This is a genomic window from Caballeronia sp. ATUFL_F2_KS9A (genome assembly GCF_023630765.1).
In the GTDB taxonomy this organism is placed as follows: Bacteria; Pseudomonadota; Gammaproteobacteria; order Burkholderiales; family Burkholderiaceae; genus Caballeronia; species Caballeronia zhejiangensis.
Window position 1 is genome coordinate 99,673 of record NZ_JALQEK010000001.1, and the last position, 16,320, is coordinate 115,992.

The 16,320-nt window shown below is 64.4% G+C and carries 19 protein-coding genes; 15 read left to right on the forward strand and 4 right to left on the reverse strand.

What is annotated here, in order from left to right; all coding sequences use genetic code 11:
- Nucleotides 1-42: 42 nt before the first annotated feature.
- Entirely contained in the window at nucleotides 43-360 is a 318-nt protein-coding gene (locus tag NCS67_RS00485) for a type II toxin-antitoxin system RelE/ParE family toxin (protein WP_309779193.1), read from the reverse strand.
- A complete protein-coding gene (gene relB / locus NCS67_RS00490) occupies nucleotides 317-508 on the reverse strand; it encodes a type II toxin-antitoxin system RelB family antitoxin (RefSeq protein ID WP_250433546.1) in 192 nt (63 codons plus the stop codon). Before relB ends, NCS67_RS00485 begins: the two co-directional genes overlap by 44 nt.
- Before the next feature lie 182 nt (nucleotides 509-690).
- On the opposite strand from relB, the gene NCS67_RS00495 reads away from it, so the two are divergent.
- From NCS67_RS00495 to NCS67_RS00525, 7 genes are read left to right on the forward strand one after another with little or no spacing between them, the layout of a single operon-like run.
- A complete protein-coding gene (locus NCS67_RS00495) occupies nucleotides 691-1,818 on the forward strand; it encodes an MlaE family ABC transporter permease (protein WP_008351824.1) in 1,128 nt (375 codons plus the stop codon).
- A 5-nt stretch (nucleotides 1,819-1,823) separates the two neighbouring features.
- Entirely contained in the window at nucleotides 1,824-2,702 is an 879-nt protein-coding gene (locus tag NCS67_RS00500) for an ABC transporter ATP-binding protein (RefSeq protein WP_250433548.1), read from the forward strand.
- Between the two features lie 30 nt (nucleotides 2,703-2,732).
- Nucleotides 2,733-3,692 (forward strand): MlaD family protein, encoded by a 960-nt coding sequence (locus NCS67_RS00505; RefSeq protein WP_175979746.1) that lies wholly within the window; start codon nucleotides 2,733-2,735, stop codon nucleotides 3,690-3,692.
- Between the two features lie 13 nt (nucleotides 3,693-3,705).
- Entirely contained in the window at nucleotides 3,706-4,332 is a 627-nt protein-coding gene (locus NCS67_RS00510; RefSeq protein WP_008351820.1) for an ABC-type transport auxiliary lipoprotein family protein, read from the forward strand.
- A 34-nt stretch (nucleotides 4,333-4,366) separates the two neighbouring features.
- The gene (locus NCS67_RS00515; RefSeq protein ID WP_008351818.1) at nucleotides 4,367-5,539 is read left to right on the forward strand and encodes a VanZ family protein; all 1,173 of its coding nucleotides are present in this window, start codon (nucleotides 4,367-4,369) and stop codon (nucleotides 5,537-5,539) included.
- A 58-nt stretch (nucleotides 5,540-5,597) separates the two neighbouring features.
- Nucleotides 5,598-5,927, forward strand: a complete 330-nt coding sequence (locus NCS67_RS00520; RefSeq protein WP_008351817.1) for a (2Fe-2S) ferredoxin domain-containing protein — start codon at nucleotides 5,598-5,600, stop codon at nucleotides 5,925-5,927.
- Nucleotides 5,924-6,550 carry an alpha/beta hydrolase gene (locus NCS67_RS00525; RefSeq protein WP_175979748.1) on the forward strand — a complete coding sequence of 209 codons (627 nt, stop codon included), beginning with the start codon at nucleotides 5,924-5,926 and terminating at the stop codon, nucleotides 6,548-6,550. Before NCS67_RS00520 ends, NCS67_RS00525 begins: the two co-directional genes overlap by 4 nt.
- Nucleotides 6,551-6,562: 12 nt before the next feature.
- Here the strand turns inward: NCS67_RS00525 and NCS67_RS00530 are convergent, their stop codons facing one another.
- Entirely contained in the window at nucleotides 6,563-6,886 is a 324-nt protein-coding gene (locus NCS67_RS00530) for a hypothetical protein (protein WP_144403732.1), read from the reverse strand.
- A 33-nt stretch (nucleotides 6,887-6,919) separates the two neighbouring features.
- On the opposite strand from NCS67_RS00530, the gene NCS67_RS00535 reads away from it, so the two are divergent.
- The 3 genes from NCS67_RS00535 to NCS67_RS00545 are packed head-to-tail and all read left to right on the forward strand — an operon-like array spanning nucleotide 6,920 to nucleotide 9,364.
- Nucleotides 6,920-8,122, forward strand: coding sequence for a D-alanyl-D-alanine carboxypeptidase family protein (locus NCS67_RS00535; protein ID WP_033536586.1), 1,203 nt, complete (start codon nucleotides 6,920-6,922; stop codon nucleotides 8,120-8,122).
- Between the two features lie 10 nt (nucleotides 8,123-8,132).
- The gene (locus NCS67_RS00540; RefSeq protein WP_008351813.1) at nucleotides 8,133-9,044 is read left to right on the forward strand and encodes a D-amino acid aminotransferase; all 912 of its coding nucleotides are present in this window, start codon (nucleotides 8,133-8,135) and stop codon (nucleotides 9,042-9,044) included.
- Nucleotides 9,045-9,055: 11 nt separating this feature from the next.
- The gene (locus tag NCS67_RS00545) at nucleotides 9,056-9,364 is read left to right on the forward strand and encodes a DUF493 family protein (RefSeq protein ID WP_034470775.1); all 309 of its coding nucleotides are present in this window, start codon (nucleotides 9,056-9,058) and stop codon (nucleotides 9,362-9,364) included.
- Here the strand turns inward: NCS67_RS00545 and NCS67_RS00550 are convergent.
- A complete protein-coding gene (locus NCS67_RS00550; RefSeq protein ID WP_008351810.1) occupies nucleotides 9,348-10,301 on the reverse strand; it encodes a transcriptional regulator GcvA in 954 nt (317 codons plus the stop codon). The genes NCS67_RS00545 and NCS67_RS00550 overlap by 17 nt on opposite strands.
- Before the next feature lie 123 nt (nucleotides 10,302-10,424).
- Here NCS67_RS00550 and NCS67_RS00555 point away from each other — a divergent pair, with 123 nt between their 5' ends.
- The 5 genes from NCS67_RS00555 (at nucleotide 10,425) to NCS67_RS00575 (ending at nucleotide 16,316) form a co-directional block, all read left to right on the forward strand.
- The gene (locus NCS67_RS00555) at nucleotides 10,425-10,751 is read left to right on the forward strand and encodes a DUF2917 domain-containing protein (RefSeq protein ID WP_033536549.1); all 327 of its coding nucleotides are present in this window, start codon (nucleotides 10,425-10,427) and stop codon (nucleotides 10,749-10,751) included.
- Between the two features lie 84 nt (nucleotides 10,752-10,835).
- Nucleotides 10,836-11,600, forward strand: a complete 765-nt coding sequence (lipB, locus tag NCS67_RS00560) for a lipoyl(octanoyl) transferase LipB (RefSeq protein ID WP_250433558.1) — start codon at nucleotides 10,836-10,838, stop codon at nucleotides 11,598-11,600.
- A complete protein-coding gene (lipA, locus tag NCS67_RS00565; protein WP_008351805.1) occupies nucleotides 11,597-12,598 on the forward strand; it encodes a lipoyl synthase in 1,002 nt (333 codons plus the stop codon). Before lipB ends, lipA begins: the two co-directional genes overlap by 4 nt.
- A 408-nt stretch (nucleotides 12,599-13,006) precedes the next feature.
- Nucleotides 13,007-14,296, forward strand: a complete 1,290-nt coding sequence (locus NCS67_RS00570) for a dicarboxylate/amino acid:cation symporter (protein WP_008351804.1) — start codon at nucleotides 13,007-13,009, stop codon at nucleotides 14,294-14,296.
- A gap of 25 nt (nucleotides 14,297-14,321) precedes the next feature.
- Nucleotides 14,322-16,316, forward strand: a complete 1,995-nt coding sequence (locus NCS67_RS00575; protein WP_033536548.1) for a sensor histidine kinase — start codon at nucleotides 14,322-14,324, stop codon at nucleotides 16,314-16,316.
- The last annotated feature ends 4 nt before the right edge of the window (nucleotides 16,317-16,320 follow it).

Genomic DNA, 16,320 nt, shown 5'->3' on the forward strand with positions numbered 1-16,320 from the left:
TGTAGCCGTGGGATGCGTGTTGGAAGCCCGTGAAACTCCGCTTCAGCGCGTCTTGTCGCTCGGATACCGCCGCCGTGCATGCAGCGAGTCCAGTACGGTGACGCGGTCCGTCGCACGGTAAACCACCAGGTAATTCGGATGAACCACCATCTCTCTGGTATTCGAGACCCTTCCGTGACGATAGATGTATGGAACATCCGCTAACGTCCGGACTGCTTCCCTGTTCATCGAAAGTAGATTGTCGGCCGCTTGCGGATCGCGCTCTTCAATGTATTCGTAGATTTCCCTGAGTTGTCTCCGTGCGCGCGGCCGCCAATCAACGAGCATTCCGTGCCTTTCGCTTGGCCGCCACGAGCGCATCCATTTCCGCGAATACTTGATCGTTGGGAATCGACGGCTCCGGGTCCGCAAGTGACGCTTCTACCTCCGCGCGGAACCAGGCGTCGTGCAGTTCAGCCTCTTCGAGCGAATCGAATTCGGAGATAAGCGGATCGAGTCGTTTGTCCATTGCGGTTGCACCAGAGTTGTCGAAACCATGATAGGTCAGCGACTCAAGTGCACCGCAACACGGAAATTCCGATCCTTGCGCCTTCCAGCCGAAACCCGCCTGCCACCATCCCCGCGTCCCCCCGACACTCTTCGCTACAATGTCCTCTCCCCTTTAACCGCGTCTCATCGCGCCATCGATCCTTGGACTTCGACACGCCGCCGCGCCTAAGAGTGGAAGCCGGTCTGCAGGGCAAGGTGGTCCGGCTATCGGGCCAGTGGACCGCGCTCGCGCTCGCTCGCGATCGCGCGAAGAGCGGCGTCACGCGGCGTCTGCGCGCCATCGGGCGCGAGGCGATCAGCCAGTGGGATCTGCTTTCCGTCGAGCGGCTCGATCACGTCGGCGGCCAGGCGCTCTGGCGCGTGTGGGGACGCAAGATGCCCGCGACCATCGCGCTGTCCGACACGCAGCGCGAAATCTTCGAGCGCGTCGCGCTGCTCGACGCCGAACGCGAGGAACCCGAAGCCGTCGATCGCGTCGATCCGGTCACGCGGCTCGGCCAGCTCATCTTCGGTTTCTTCGATCACCTGTACGGCGGCCTCGCGATGTTCGGCGCCTTCGTGCTCGATCTCATCGGGCTGGTGCGGCGCCCGCAGCGCATTCCGTGGACGGAAATCTCCGCGAACATCTACAGCGCCGGCGCGCAGGCGCTCGCGATCACCGCGCTCGTCGCGTTCCTGATCGGCATCGTGTTGAGCTACTTGTCCGCGCAGCAGTTGCAGGCGTTCGGGGCGAACCAGTACATCGTCAATATTCTCGGGCTTTCCGTGATCCGCGAGCTCGGGCCGGTGCTTTCCGCGATTCTCGTCGCGGGCCGCTCGGGTTCGGCGATCACCGCGCAGATCGGCGTGATGCGCGTCACCGAAGAACTCGACGCGATGCAGGTCATGGGCATTCCGCATAGCCTGCGCCTCGTGCTGCCGCGCGTGATCGCGCTCGGCATCGCAATGCCGCTGCTCGTCATGTGGACCAACATCATCGCGCTGACGGGCGGCGCGCTCGCGGCGAAGCTCGTGCTGTCCATCGACATGAACTTCTTCATTCGCTCGCTGCCGTCGGTCGTGCCGATCGCGAATCTGTGGATCGGGCTCGGCAAGGGCGTCGTGTTCGGCATGCTGATCGCGCTCGCCGCGTGTCACTTCGGCTTTCGCATCAAGGCGAATTCGCAGAGTCTCGGCGAAGGCACGACGACGTCCGTGGTGACGTCGATCACCATCGTGATTCTCGCGGACGCCGTCTTCGCGATCCTGTTCCAGAACGTCGGACTCTGACCGCCATGTCGACCACGCTCGCCACCGCCGTTCGTCATCAGCCGCCGCCCGTCATCGCGGAACCGGTGATCGAAGTGCGCGATCTCACCAAGCGCTACGGGCGCACGGTGATTCACGAGCATCTGAATCTGGATGTGCGGCGCGGCGAGATCGTCGCGTTGCTCGGCGGTTCGGGCTCGGGCAAGACCACGCTCGTGCGGCAGATTCTCGGCCTCGAGTCGCCGACATCGGGCACCATTCGCGTGCTCGGCGAGGAATGGGCGCAAATGGACGACGAAACCGCGAAGATGCTGCGCACGCGCTCCGGCATGATGTTTCAGCAAGGCGCGCTGTTTTCGTCGCTGACGGTATATGACAACATCGCGCAGCCGTTTTGCGAACTCGGCAAGATTCCCGAGGACCTGATCCGCGAATTCGTGATGCTGAAGCTCGAAATGGTCGGCCTGTCGTGCAAGCACGCGAGCAAGATGCCGTCCGCGTTGTCGGGCGGAATGGTGAAGCGCGTCGGCATCGCGCGGGCGATCGCGCTCGAGCCCGAACTGCTGTTCCTCGACGAACCCACGGCCGGTCTCGATCCGAAGGCATCGGACGAATTCGTCGATCTGATCGCGACGCTGCATCGCGCGCTCGGTCTGACGGTCGTGATGGTCACGCACGATCTCGACACCATGGTCGCGCTGTCCACGCGCGTCGCGGTGCTGGCGGATCATCGCGTGCTCGTCGCGGCGCCGGTGGAAGAGGCGTGCGCGGTGGATCATCCGTTCATCCGCGAGTACTTTCTGGGGCGACGCGGCCGCCGCGCGTTGCAGGCATTGCCGTCCGAGCGCCGCGCGAAGCTGCCGCCGGCCGCGCTCGAAGATGCGCCGATCGCCGTGAACAAGTAAGCGCGAAGCGAGCGCCAAAGGAACCTGCCGATGGAAAACAAATCACACGCGTTCTGGACCGGGCTTTTCACGATCGTGCTCGTGCTGGCCATCGCGTTCGCCGTGTTCTTCTTCAACGTCGATCGCACCGTGCGCGTGCCGTACGATCTGATCGCGCGCACCAACGTGACCGGCCTCTTCACGGACGCGGCCGTGCGCTATCGCGGCCTGGGCGTCGGCAAGGTGCAGTCGATCAGCTTCGACAAGTCGCATCCGGGGCAGATCCGCATTCGCATTGTCGTCGACAAGAACGCGCCGATGACGCATTCCACGTACGCGACGCTCGGCTTTCAGGGCGTGACGGGCATCGCGTTCGTGCAGCTCGACGACACCGGCACCGATACGGCCGCGCTGGCTTCGTCGCCGCAGCACGTCGCCGAAGTGCCGATGCGTCCCGGTCTCTTCGAGCAGTTGCAGCAGCGCGGCGACATCATCCTGAAGAAGTTCGAGCGCCTTTCCGACGACGCCGACAAGTTCCTCTCCGACGACGTGCGCAATCAGCTCATGGCGACGACGAAGAGCCTGCAAACCGCCGCCGACGGCATCGCGACGCTCGCGAGCCAGGTGCAGCCCGCGACGGCGCAGTTGCCGCAGACGCTCAGGCAGATCAACACGACGCTCGCCTCGACGCATCAGCTCGTGCAGAACCTGAATCGTCCGGACGGCCCGCTCGTGTCCAACTTGAACAAGGCGGGCAAGGCCGCCGAAGACGCGGGCGCGGCGCTCGCGGACATGAACGAATCGCTGCGTTTCATCACGGCGCGCGTCGGTTTCGAGGCGTTGCCGCGCTTCTATTCGTTCAGCGACGACGTGAGCGCGGCGGCGCGTTCCGTCGATCGCGCCGCCGACGCGTTCAGCACCAATCCGCGCAGCGTGCTCTTCGGCGCGCCGCAGAAGGAGCCGGGACCGGGCGAGCCGGGCTTCGCGTGGCCGGCGAAAGCGGCGCATTGATCGGGGAAAAGATATGACGGACATCGACATGAAAGGAGCGGTCGCGGCGTTCGCGCTCGGCTGCGCCGCGTTGCTCGCAGGTTGCGGATCGACGTCGACCGCGATGCCGAACGCGCATTACGACCTCGGCGCGATACCGGCTGCCAACGCAAGCGCCAACGCCGCGCCGATGCCGCCGGTCAAAGTGCTCGCGGTGGGCGCGCCGCGCAGTCTCGAAACCGATTCGTTCGCGTATCGGCTGAGCTATGTCGATGCACAGCGCACCGGCAACTATTCGAACAGCCACTGGACGATGCCGCCCGCGCAGTTGCTGACGCAACGCCTGCGCGATGCGCTCGCGGCGCGCGGCCCGGTTCTGTCGGGCGCCGATCCGGTGCGCGCCGTGCCGCTGCTCGAAGTCGAGCTGACGAGCTTCGAACAGGTCTTCGATGCGCCCGAGCAAAGCCGCGGCCTCGTGTCGGTGCGCGCGACGCTCACGCAGCAAGGCCGCGTCGTCGGACAGCGCAGCTTCGCCGCGAGCGCGCCCGCGCCGAGCGCCGATGCCCCCGGCGGCGCGCGGGCGCTCGCGGCTGCATCGGACGATGTGATCGCGCAACTTTCCGCGTGGCTCGCCGCGCAGCCGCTCTCCGCGTCACGATGATCTTCCGCCCAGCATCGAAGCGTCCGGGCGGCTCATGACGATCAAGCAATGGCAGCGTCGCCCGTCGGCGTTCTCCCGGCAGGCGCTCGCGGCGTATGCGGCGCTCGTCGTCTACGGTTCGCTTTATCCGTTTTCCGGCTGGCGCTCGCTCGGATTGAGCCCGTTGGCGTATCTCACCGATCCGCTGCCGCAATATCTGACCGTTTTCGATGTCGTGACCAACGTGCTCGGCTACATGCCGCTCGGCGCGCTGATCGTGCTCGCGCTCTATCCGCGTCTGCGCGGCACATTCGCGGTCGGCGCGGCGCTCATCGGCGGCGCGCTGCTCTCCGGCGCGATGGAAGCGATCCAGACGTATCTGCCGACGCGCGTCGCCTCGAACCTCGATCTCGCCGCGAACGCGTTCGGCGCGCTCGTCGGCGGCATGCTGATCGCGCCCGCGACGAGCGCGCTTCTCGATCGCGGCCTGTTGCGGCGCATCCGCTTTACGTGGTTCGAGCGCGACGCGGCGTATGTGCTCGGGCTGACGGCGCTCTGGCCGTTCGCGGCGATGTTCCCCGCGCCGTATCTCTTCGGCGGCGGCGATCTTCCGCGCGTGCTGTGGGACGAGCTCGACCCGGCGATGCAGGACGCGATTCTCGCGTGGACGCCCGCCGCGTGGGACATCGAAAGCTGGCCGGACCGGCTCGGCGCGCTTCTGCCGGACGACGCCTGGGAAGCGCTGATCACATCGACGAGCCTGTTCGCCGCGCTCGTGCTCGCGACGCTGCTCACGCGGCAGCGCGCGCCACGCATCCGGCTGATGCTCGGCCTGATCGCGATGACGATCTTCGCGAAAGCGGGCGCAAGCTTTCTGCAGTCGCGCGCGGGCCTGACCTTCGACTGGGCGACGGACGGCGCGCTGGAAGGCATCGCCATCGCGACGATCGCGGGCGTGCTGTCGGTCGCGTTGCCGCGCGGCTTGCGCGCGGCGCTCGCGGGCGGGGCGCTCGTGATCTCGCTCGCGCTCATCAATCTGCTGCCGGTGAATCCGTATTTCGACATCGTGCTCGCCGACTGGCGGCAGGGCCGCTATCTGCATTTCAACGGGCTTGCGCACTGGCTCGCGTGGGTGTGGCCGTACGCGGCGCTCGGCTGGCTCGCTTCGGCGGCGGAGCGCGCGTGGCTCGCGCGGCGGCGCGCGCGCAAGGCGGGGCGCTCGGCCTGATGCGGCGGGCACGAACATCGCTGGCTATAATCGACCGACACTCTCATCGCACCCGCTCATGGATTCCTTCTACAAGTACCACGTGTTCTTCTGCCTGAACCAGCGCGAAGCCGATGCGGCGCGTCCAAGCTGCGCGAACTGCAACGCGCAGGCCATGCAGGAATACGCTAAAAAGCGCGTGAAAAAACTGGGTCTCGCGGGCGAAGGCAACGTGCGGATCAACAAGGCCGGCTGCCTCGACCGCTGCGAACTCGGGCCGGTCGTGGTCGTGTATCCGGAAGGCACCTGGTACACGTATGTCGATGAAACCGACATCGACGAGATCGTCGATTCGCATCTCGCCAACGGCAAAATCGTCGAACGTCTTCTGATCGATCAACCCGCATGAACGCGCAAACCGAAAAGTTTCTCATCGACGGTCCGGTCGGCAAGATCGAATGCGCGCTCGACAAGACCGACAGCGCGCCGCGCGGCATCGCGCTCGTCGCGCATCCGCATCCGCTTTTCGGCGGCACGATGGACAACAAGGTCGCGCAGACGCTCGCGCGCACGTTCGTCCAGCTCGGCTACACGACGTATCGTTCGAACTTTCGCGGCGTCGGGCAGACGGGCGGCGAGCATGACAACGGCATCGGCGAACAGGACGATCTGCTCGCGCTGACCGATCACATGCGCGCGCAGCCGGGTCAGGCGGACGTGCCGATCGTGCTCGCGGGCTTCTCGTTCGGCACCTTCGTGCTGTCGCACGTCGCGAAGCGCATGCGTGATGCCGGCAAGGACATCGAGCGCATGGTGTTCGTCGGCACGGCGGCGAGCCGCTGGGAAGTCGCGCCCGTGCCCGACACGACGCTCGTGATCCACGGCGAAGTCGACGACACCGTGCCGATTCAATCCGTCTACGACTGGGCGCGGCCGCAGGAACTGCCCGTCGTCGTGATTCCGGGCGGCGAGCATTTCTTCCATCGCAAGCTGCATATCCTGAAGCGCGTGATCGTCGACGCGTGGCGTTGAGCGCATCGCTCGTCATCGATCGGCAAAAGCGGCTAAGCGCAGCCTGAAAAACGTTAAAACGAGCGGCAACCGCGCAGATTCCAAGGAAAACGGAAGCGGCCCGCGCGTATAATGGCGCAGAATTTTTTCACGGATTCCGGCCGCGCGACGTTGCATTCGACGTATCGCGGCCGTCGAAACCCCGGCTTCTGAGAACCGTTTTTGCGTCCGTCTGTCGAACGAGCGCTTTTCGCCGCGGCGCCGCGCGTGCCGCTGTCCTGGCGAAATGCCCGACCGACAGCGACGGTCAGCCTGTTCAACCCGTGCTTCGCCGATCATCCGATCCTCGATCGTCATCGTCGCAGCGTGCTTTTTCCGCCGATCGATCCTATGCGCTTTGTCCCTTCCGGCCTGTCTTTTCCTTCCGTTTCCGTTTCCGCAAAAGCCGTTTTCGTTCTGCCCGCCGTGCTGGCGGCGGCGAGCGCTTTCGCCCAGGTTCCGCCGCCCGACGTGACGGCCCGTTCGTGGGTGCTCGTCGACGCCACCAGCAATCAGGTGCTCGCCTCGGGCAATCCCGATGAGCGCGTCGAGCCGGCATCGCTCACCAAGCTGATGACCGCGTATCTCGTCTTCGATGCGTTGAAGTCGAAGAAGATCAACATGGATCAGACCGTCATGCCGAGCGAGGCCGTGCGCCGCGTGCGCACCGACGAGTCGCGCATGTTCATCGAGGCGAACAAGCCCGTCACCGTGCACGATCTCGTGTACGGCATGATCGTGCAGTCGGGCAACGACGCGGCCATCGCGCTCGCGGAACTCGTCGGCGGCAGCGAAGGCAACTTCGTCACGCTGATGAACGCGGCGGCGAAGCGCATCGGCATGACGCACACGAATTTCGCCGATGTGAACGGCATGCCCGATCCGCAGCACTACACGACCGCGGGCGATCTCGCCGTGCTGTCGACGCGCCTGATCCGCGACTTCCCCGAGTACTACAGCATCTTCTCGGTGAAGGACTTCACGTACAACAAGATCAAGCAGCCGAACCGCAATCGCCTGCTGTGGCTCGATCCGACCGTCGACGGCCTCAAGACCGGCCACACGAAGGCCGCCGGCTACTGCCTGATCGCGACCGCGAAGCGTTCGCTCGTCGGCGTGCCCGACGCGAGCCGCCGCCTCGTCGCCGTGATGATGGGCGAGCCGAAAGAGCACAACCGCGTGCAGGACAGCCTGAAGATGCTGAACTACGGCTACACCGCGTACGACGCGCTGCGTCTGTACAAGGCGAATCAGGTGATCGATTCGCCGCGCGTGTACAAGGGCGCGGCCGACAACGTGCAGGCGGGCGTCACGACGGATCAGTACATCACCGTGCCGAAGGGCCTGGGCGAGAAGGTCAAGCCGACGGTCACGCACGACAATCTGATCGTCGCGCCGATCAAGAAGGGCCAGCAGATCGGCAGCGTCAAGATGATGGCCGATGGCAAGGAAGTCGCGCAGTTCCCGCTCGTCGCGTTGCAGGATGTGCCGGAAGCGGGCATCTTCGGCCGCCTGTGGGATTCGGCGCTGCTCTGGTGGCAAAAGCGTAAGTAAGGAGCCTGTGATGAGCCAAGCCGAAGCATTCGATCCGACGGTCTATCTGAACGGCGAGTGGGGACCGCTTTCCGAAGCGCGCATTCCCGTGCTCGATCGCGGTTTCATCTTCGGCGACGGCGTGTACGAAGTCGTGCCGCTCTACGCGCAAGCCGACGGCGCGCGTCTGCCGTTCCGCCTGAAGCAGCATCTCGCGCGGCTCGATCGCAGTCTCGGCAAGATTCGCATCGGCAATCCGTTCGATGACGCCGGCTGGCGCGCGCTGATCGATCGCGTCATCGCGGAGAACGCCGGCGCGGGCGATGCGCTCGTCTACATCCAGGTGACGCGCGGCGTCGCCAAACGGCGCGGGCACGCGTTCCCGGCGGGAATCGTGCCGACCGTGTTCGTCATGCTCGGCCAGCTCGTGTTCCCGAGCGCGGCGGATCGCGCGCGCGGCGCCGTCGCCGTCACCGCCGAAGACAAACGCTGGCTGCATTGCGACATCAAATCGGTCTCGTTGCTCGGCAACGTGCTGATGGCGCAGCACGCCGCCGAAAACGACGCGCTCGAAACCATTCAGTTGCGCGACGGCTTGCTTACCGAGGGTTCGTCCTCAAATGTGTGGATCGTGAAGGGCGGCACGCTGCTGGGCGCGCCGCGCGGACCGCGCATTCTCGAAGGCATCCGCTACGGGCTCATCGAGGAACTGGCGCGCGAGGCGGGTATCGCGTTCGAGGAGCGCGACATCACCGAAGCAGAATTGCGTTCGGCGGACGAAGTCATGATCAGCTCGGCGACGAAAGAAGTCATGCCGGTCACGACGCTCGACGGCAAGAGCGTCGGCGACGGCCGCCCCGGTCCGGTCTATGCTGCACTGTACGACGCCTACCAGCGGGCCAAAGCGCGCGAGTTCGCCGAAGAGGCCAAGCGCGGCAAGTGAAGGAGAAAGTCATGACTGACAAGCCACAAGCCACCGATCCGACCGACAGCGCCAAGCACAGCGCCGACGAGCTGTTCGATTTCCCCTGCGATTTCCCGATCAAGGTGATGGGCAAGACGCATCCGGAATTCCACGACACGATCGTCGATGTGCTCAAGGCTTTCGACAAGGATTTCGACGCGTCGCGTGTGGAGTCGCGCCCGTCTTCGGGCGGCAACTACACCGGTCTCACCTGCACCGTGCGCGCGCAGAATCGCGCGCATCTCGACGATATCTATCGCGCGCTCACCGGCCATCCGATGGTCAAGGTAGTGCTTTGATCTTGCCCGCGGGCGCATCGCACACCGCCGGCGTGCGCTCGTAGAGCAGCCTGAACTGCTCCGCTTCCTCGAAAACCCACTCCCTGAACGCGTGGACGCGCTTCGTCTGAAGCAGCGCGGTCGGGCACACGAAGTAATACTTCCACGGACTCGGCCCTTCGACATTGAAAAGCCGCACGAGCCGTCCCGCGATGATTTCCTGCATCGCGAGCGAGCGGCGCACGAGCGCGATGCCCTGACCGTCGATCGCCGCCTGCAGCAAATTCGACGAATCCTCATACAAGACGCCGCGCTTCGGTTCGGGCAGATCGGTGAGTCCCGCGGCGTCGAACCACGGGCGCCAGAGCTCGTCGTCCGAGCGCAGAAGCGGCAGCTTTTCCAGATCGCGCGGCACGCGGGGCAGCGCGCCGCCGCGAAAGTTCGGTGAGCACGCCGGGAAAAAAACCTCGTCGAGCAATTCCTCGGTGTGCAGACCCGCGTACTTGCCGTAGCCGAAACGCAGCGCCACGTCCGCGTCGTCGCGGTTGAAATCGATGAGCGAGGCGGTCGTCAGCAGTTCGAGATCGATATCCGGATGCTGCTCGATGAATCTGCCGACGCGCGGCGTCAGCCAGCGGGCGGAAAACGACGGAATCGTCGATACGATCAGCCGCCGGTCGCGATCGCCGGAGCGGATGCGGCGCGTCGATTCCGCCAGCGCGACGAGCGCCGAGCGCACTTCCGCCGCGTACTGCCGGCCGCGATCGGTGAGACGCACGCGTTTGCCGTCGCGCGCGAACAGCGACACGCCGAGCTCCGACTCCAGCGCGCGAATCTGATGACTGACCGCGCCGTGCGTGACGAAAAGCTCGTCGGCGGCGCGGGAAAAGCTCTCGTGACGGGCGGCGGCTTCGAAGGCGCGCAGCGCGTTCAGGGCGGGAAGCTGGCGGAGGTCCATATGGATTGTCGGCGGTGTCGTTGTCAATACAGCTCACATAGCAGTGAAAATTGATCGTTTTGCCTGATGCCTTGTCACGCCTAGGATTGTAGTCATCGAAACGTTCCCTTGGCGGAGTGGATCATGCGAGAAATATCAACAAGCGTCACCTTTGAAATCAAGCCCGGCGAAACCGTGCCGATGAGAATTGCGCGCGGCACGCGTCTCATGGTCCACGGCAGTCCCGTCTGGGCGACGCGAAGCAACGACATCGAGGATTACTGGCTCGTGCCCGGCGACAATCTCAAGCTGCGCGAGCGCGAGCGGCTCTGGCTTTCCGTCGAGGGCGACCGTCCGGCCTATGTCGTCTTCACGATCCTGCCGCGCTGCGACGAACGCGCGATGCACTGGGTTTCGACGCGCATCGAGCGTCTCGCGCAGCGGTTGCGCTCCGGATGGAGAACCGTCTGACCCTCAAGTATTCGCATTTGCCATCGAAGGCATGCGAATTCACCATCGGCGGGCATGGGGCTATTTCGGTAAACTACCGGCACCATGTCCGCCACACCGCTCGCCATCCCACAAGCAATCCACGACGCGCCCGCCACCGTGCTCAGTTCCGGTGACGTTCCGGTCGCGTTGCGCTGGCGCGGTCTCGAACCGTACAGCCAGAGCTTCGACGCGATGCGCGCCTTCACCGACGCCCGCACGCCCGAAACACAGGACGAAATCTGGCTCGTCGAGCATCCGCCCGTCTTCACGCTCGGTCTCGCGGGCGATCCGGCGCATCTGCTGCTCGCCGAAAGCGGCATTCCGCTCGTCAAGGTGGATCGGGGCGGACAGATCACGTATCACGGGCCGGGGCAGATCGTCGCTTATCTGCTGATCGACCTGCGCCGCCGCAAGCTCATGGTGCGCGAGCTGGTGCGGCGCATCGAAGAGGCCGTGATCGAAACCCTCGCGACGTATAATCTCGCGACCGACCGCAAGGCCGGCGCGCCGGGCATTTACGTGGCGCGGCATCCTCAAGGCGCGAACGATCGTACGCAGGCGCATGAAGGCGCGAAGATCGCCGCGCTCGGACTCAAGATTCGCAACGGCTGCAGTTATCACGGCGTGAGCCTCAATGTGCGAATGGACCTGCAGCCGTTCCTCGCAATCAACCCGTGCGGCTACGCGGGGCTCGAAACGGTCGACATGGCGACGCTCGGCGTCGCGGCCGACTGGCGCGACGTAGCTCTCGTGCTGGCCGAACGGCTGGCACTTCAAATCGGCGGCCTCCCCGCAATTGCCGCTGCAACAACCGGATCGACCGAATGACTGACGCAACCGCAAACCTGGCTGGCGACACCGCCGCTTCTGCTTCGTCGCCCACCGCTTACGACGCCACTGCAAAGCAGAAGGCACAGGCGAAGACATCGCGCATTCCGATCAAGGTCATTCCGATCGAGAAGCTGAAGAAGCCGGAGTGGATTCGCGTACGCACCGCGACAGGCAACTCGCGCTTCAACGAGATCAAGAAGATCCTGCGCGAGCACAGTCTTCATACGGTTTGCGAGGAAGCGAGCTGCCCGAACATCGGCGAATGCTTCGGCAAGGGCACCGCGACGTTCATGATCATGGGCGACAAGTGCACGCGCCGCTGCCCGTTCTGCGATGTCGGACACGGCCGCCCCGATCCGCTGGACGCCGACGAGCCGCTGAATCTCGCGCGCACCATCGGCGCGCTGAAGCTGAAATACGTGGTGATCACGTCCGTCGATCGCGACGATCTGCGCGATGGCGGCGCCGCGCACTTCGTCGAGTGCATCAGGCAGGTTCGCGAGCATTCGCCGGAAACGCGCATCGAAATTCTGACGCCGGACTTCCGCGGGCGTCTGGATCGCGCGATCGGCATTCTGACCGCCGCGCCGCCCGATGTGATGAACCACAACCTCGAAACGGTGCCGCGTCTCTACAAGGAAGCGCGTCCGGGTTCGGATTATCACCATTCGCTGAAGTTGCTGAAGGACTTCAAGGCGCTGCATCCGGAAGTCGCGACGAAATCGGGCCTGATGGTGGGTCTCGGCGAAACGGAAGAGGAAATTCTTCAGGTGATGCGCGACCTGCGCGCCCACGACGTCGACATGCTGACGATCGGGCAGTATCTGCAGCCTTCGGAGCATCATCTGCCGGTGCGGGCGTACGTGCATCCGGATACCTTCAAGATGTACGAGGAAGAGGCGTACAAGATGGGCTTCACGCACGCGGCGGTCGGCGCGATGGTGCGCTCGAGCTATCACGCGGATGTGCAGGCGCATGGGGCGGGCGTGGTTTGACGCCGGTTTCGCCCTTCCGCTGAGAGAAAGCCCACCGGAGACGGTGGGTTTTTTGTTTCTCGTAATCGAGGCGCTAACCGTCCAGAACCCCGGACGCCCGCATTCCGGATTTCCGGAATCCCGGATTCGAAGCCGCCAGCCGCTCAGAAAACTCCCATAGAATCATCGGCTTAAGCGAAACTTAAACCTGGCATTGCCCTTGCGATACAAACGGCACGGCCCATGAGCCGCCCATAAAAGTCAAGGAGACAAGCCGATGACCCCTCTCGCATCCAAACGTCCCTGATCCGTCGACGAAGCGGCTATCGCCCATCGACGCGTTCAGACGTGCCCACACACGCCCGCCCCGCGTCAACGCTCGCCGCTGGCCGTACTTCCGCCAACTGCTTGTTATCGCCTGGAAACATCGTGAAAAAACCCATCCATAAAGTCCTGTACGTGCAGGTGATCGTCGCGATCATCATCGGCATCGCGCTCGGGCACTTCTATCCCTCGCTCGCCACCGACATGAAGCCGCTCGGCGACGGGTTCATCAAACTCATCAAGATGGTCATCGGCCCGATCATCTTCTGTACCGTCGTGACCGGCATCGCCGGCATGGAAGACATGAAGAAGGTCGGCCGCGTCGGCGGCAAGGCGCTGCTGTACTTCGAAGTCGTGTCGACGTTCGCGCTGATCCTCGGTCTCGCCGCGACGCACCTCCTGCGGCCGGGCGTCGGCTTCAACGTCGATCCTTCGACGCTCGACCACAAGGCCGTCGATTCCTTCGCGACGAAGGCGCACGGCCAGAGCACGGTCGATTTCTTCCTGCACATCATCCCGGACACGCTGGTGTCGGCGTTCGCGCAGGGCGAAATCCTCCAGATCCTGCTGATCGCGCTCCTGTTCGGCGCGGTGCTCGCGCATATCGGCGAGCGCGGCAAGGTCGTGACGACGTTCATCGAAGGTCTGTCGAGCATCCTGTTCGGCATGGTCGGCATCATCACGAAGCTCGCGCCGATCGGTGCGTTCGGCGCGATGGCGTTCACCATCGGCAAGTACGGCATCGGTTCGCTGCTGCCGATGCTCAAGCTCATCGGCACGTTCTATCTGACGTCGATCGTCTTCGTCGTCGTGGTGCTCGGTGCGATCGCGCGCATGGTGGGCTTCAACATCCTGAAGTTCATCGCGTACATCAAGGAAGAAATGCTGATCGTGCTCGGCACGTCGTCGTCGGAAGCCGCGCTGCCGCAACTGATGCTCAAGCTCGAAAAGCTCGGCTGCTCGCGTTCGGTCGTGGGTCTCGTCGTGCCGACAGGCTACTCGTTCAACCTCGACGGCACCAACATCTACATGACGATGGCCGTGCTGTTCATCGCGCAGGCGACCAACACCGATCTCTCGTGGGGCCAGCAACTGACGCTGCTCGCCGTGACGATGCTCACGTCGAAGGGCGCTTCCGGCGTGACCGGCGCAGGCTTCATCACACTGGCCGCGACGCTCGCCGTCGTGCCGACGATTCCGCTCGCGGGCATGGTGCTGATTCTCGGCATCGACCGCTTCATGTCGGAATGCCGCGCGCTGACGAACATCGTCGGTAACGGCGTGGCGACGGTCGTCGTGTCGGCATGGGAGAAGGAGCTGGATCGCAGCAAGCTGAAGGCGGCGTTGTCGCGCGATGTCGACGTGACCGACGCCGAAGAAGCGAAGTCGGTCTGAATCCGCACTGAAGCCGGAAGCGATCATGCAAGCGGCGAAGCCTCAGTCCGCGAGTGCTTCGCCGCAGTCGTTTCCGGCGCCTGATTCGCTACAAGCCTATGACACAATGGCAGATCCTCTTTCGCGGGAATCTGCTCACGTGTCGCGCCGCATCGTCGTGTTCTTCGCGCTTTTCGCCGCGCTCGTGGCGTGCTGCGCGCTCACGTGGCACCTCGCGTGGCAAAGCGGCATCGACGAGTTGAGGCTCAACGCCGCCGCGCGCGTCGATCGCACGACGAACACGCTCAAGAGCACGCTCGACCGCTACGAATATCTGCCTTATCTGCTGTCGCGGCATCCGGTCGTGCAGGACGCGCTCGATCATCCGGATCGTGCGAACGTCGAGCGCGCGAACCGTTATCTCGAGGACCTCAACGCGCGCTCGCACGCCACCGTCACGTATCTGATCCGCGCAAACGGCATCGCGGTTGCCGCGAGCAACTGGAACGCGACGGACAGTTTCGTCGGCGTGGACTACAACTTCCGGCCGTATTTCATCGACGCGATGAAGGGCAGCACCGGCCGTTTCTTCGGCATCGGGACGATCTCGACCGAGCCCGGCTACTACATCTCGCAACCGGTCTATCGCGAGGGCACGAAAGAGATCATCGGCGTCGCGGTCGTGAAGCTGAATCTCGAATGGCTGCAAGGCGCGGATGCATCCGAGCCGCTCATCGTCACCGACGATCACGGCGTCATCTTTCTCTCGTCCGTGCCCGCGTGGAAATATCACACGGTGCGGCCGCTGCCGCAGAACGTCGAGGCGTCCGTCTATGCGACGCGCCAATACGCGCAACAGGCGATCACGCCGCTGCCGATGACTATCGTAAAGACGCTCGAGGGCGGCGCGCAGATCGTGCGCGTCGGCGGCGGCGGGCGAGACGGACACCATGCGCCGGCGTTTCTCGCGACGCATCGCTCCATCGGCGAACCCGACTGGCAACTGATCACGATGGCCGCGCTCGATCCCGTCGAGAGCGGCGCGCAGATCGCGGTCATCGTCACCGCGCTCGTATTCGTCTCGCTGTGCCTGCTCGCGTTCTACTGGCGCATGCGGCGCGCGCGCGTGCGCGAGATGATCCGCAGCCGGGAGATGTTGCAGACCGCGTATGCCGAATTGAATCAACGCGTCGCGGAGCGCACGGCGGATTTATCGGAAGCGAACGCGCAACTCACGAAGGAAGTGAACGAGCGCACGCGCGCCGAACAGGATCTGCGCGCCGCGCACGACGAGCTCATTCAGGCGAGCAAGCTCGCCGCGCTCGGCCAGATGGCGGCGGGCATCACGCATGAACTGAATCAGCCGCTCGCCGCGTTGCGCAGTTTTTCCGACAACACTCGCGTGCTGATCGATCGCGGCGATCAGGCGGCGGCGCGCGAGAATCTCGAAGCGATCGCGTCGCTGACCGAGCGCATGGGCAACATCACGAATCAGCTGAAGTTGTTCGTCACGAAGGCGCGGCCGAAGAATGCGCGCGCCGACGTCGCGCGGGCGCTGCGCCAAGTGTTCTCGATGCTGCGTCCGCGCATGAAGAACGTCGTCATCGATATCGCGCCGGAACTCGCCGAAGGCAGCGCGCCGATCTTCGTGCGTTGCGAGGACTTGCGGCTGGAGCAGGTGCTCATCAACCTGATCGGCAACGCGCTCGATGCGGTCGCGTCGTGCGACAGGCCGCGCATCGTCATCGAACTGAATGGCCACGCGGATACGATCGAGCTCATCGTGCGCGACAATGGTCCCGGCATTCCCGTCGATGCGCTGCCGAAACTCTTCGAGCCGTTCTTCACGACGAAGGAAATGGGGCAGGGACTGGGCCTCGGGCTTGCGATTTCATCGGCGATCGCGCGCGATTACGGCGGCACGCTCGTCGCGCGCAATCGCGAGGCGCCGATCGTCGCGGACGGTCCCGAAGGCGGCACCCAGGCGGACGCCGATCATTCGCACGGCGCGGAGTTCGTGCTGACTTTGCGGCGCGCTTGAAAAC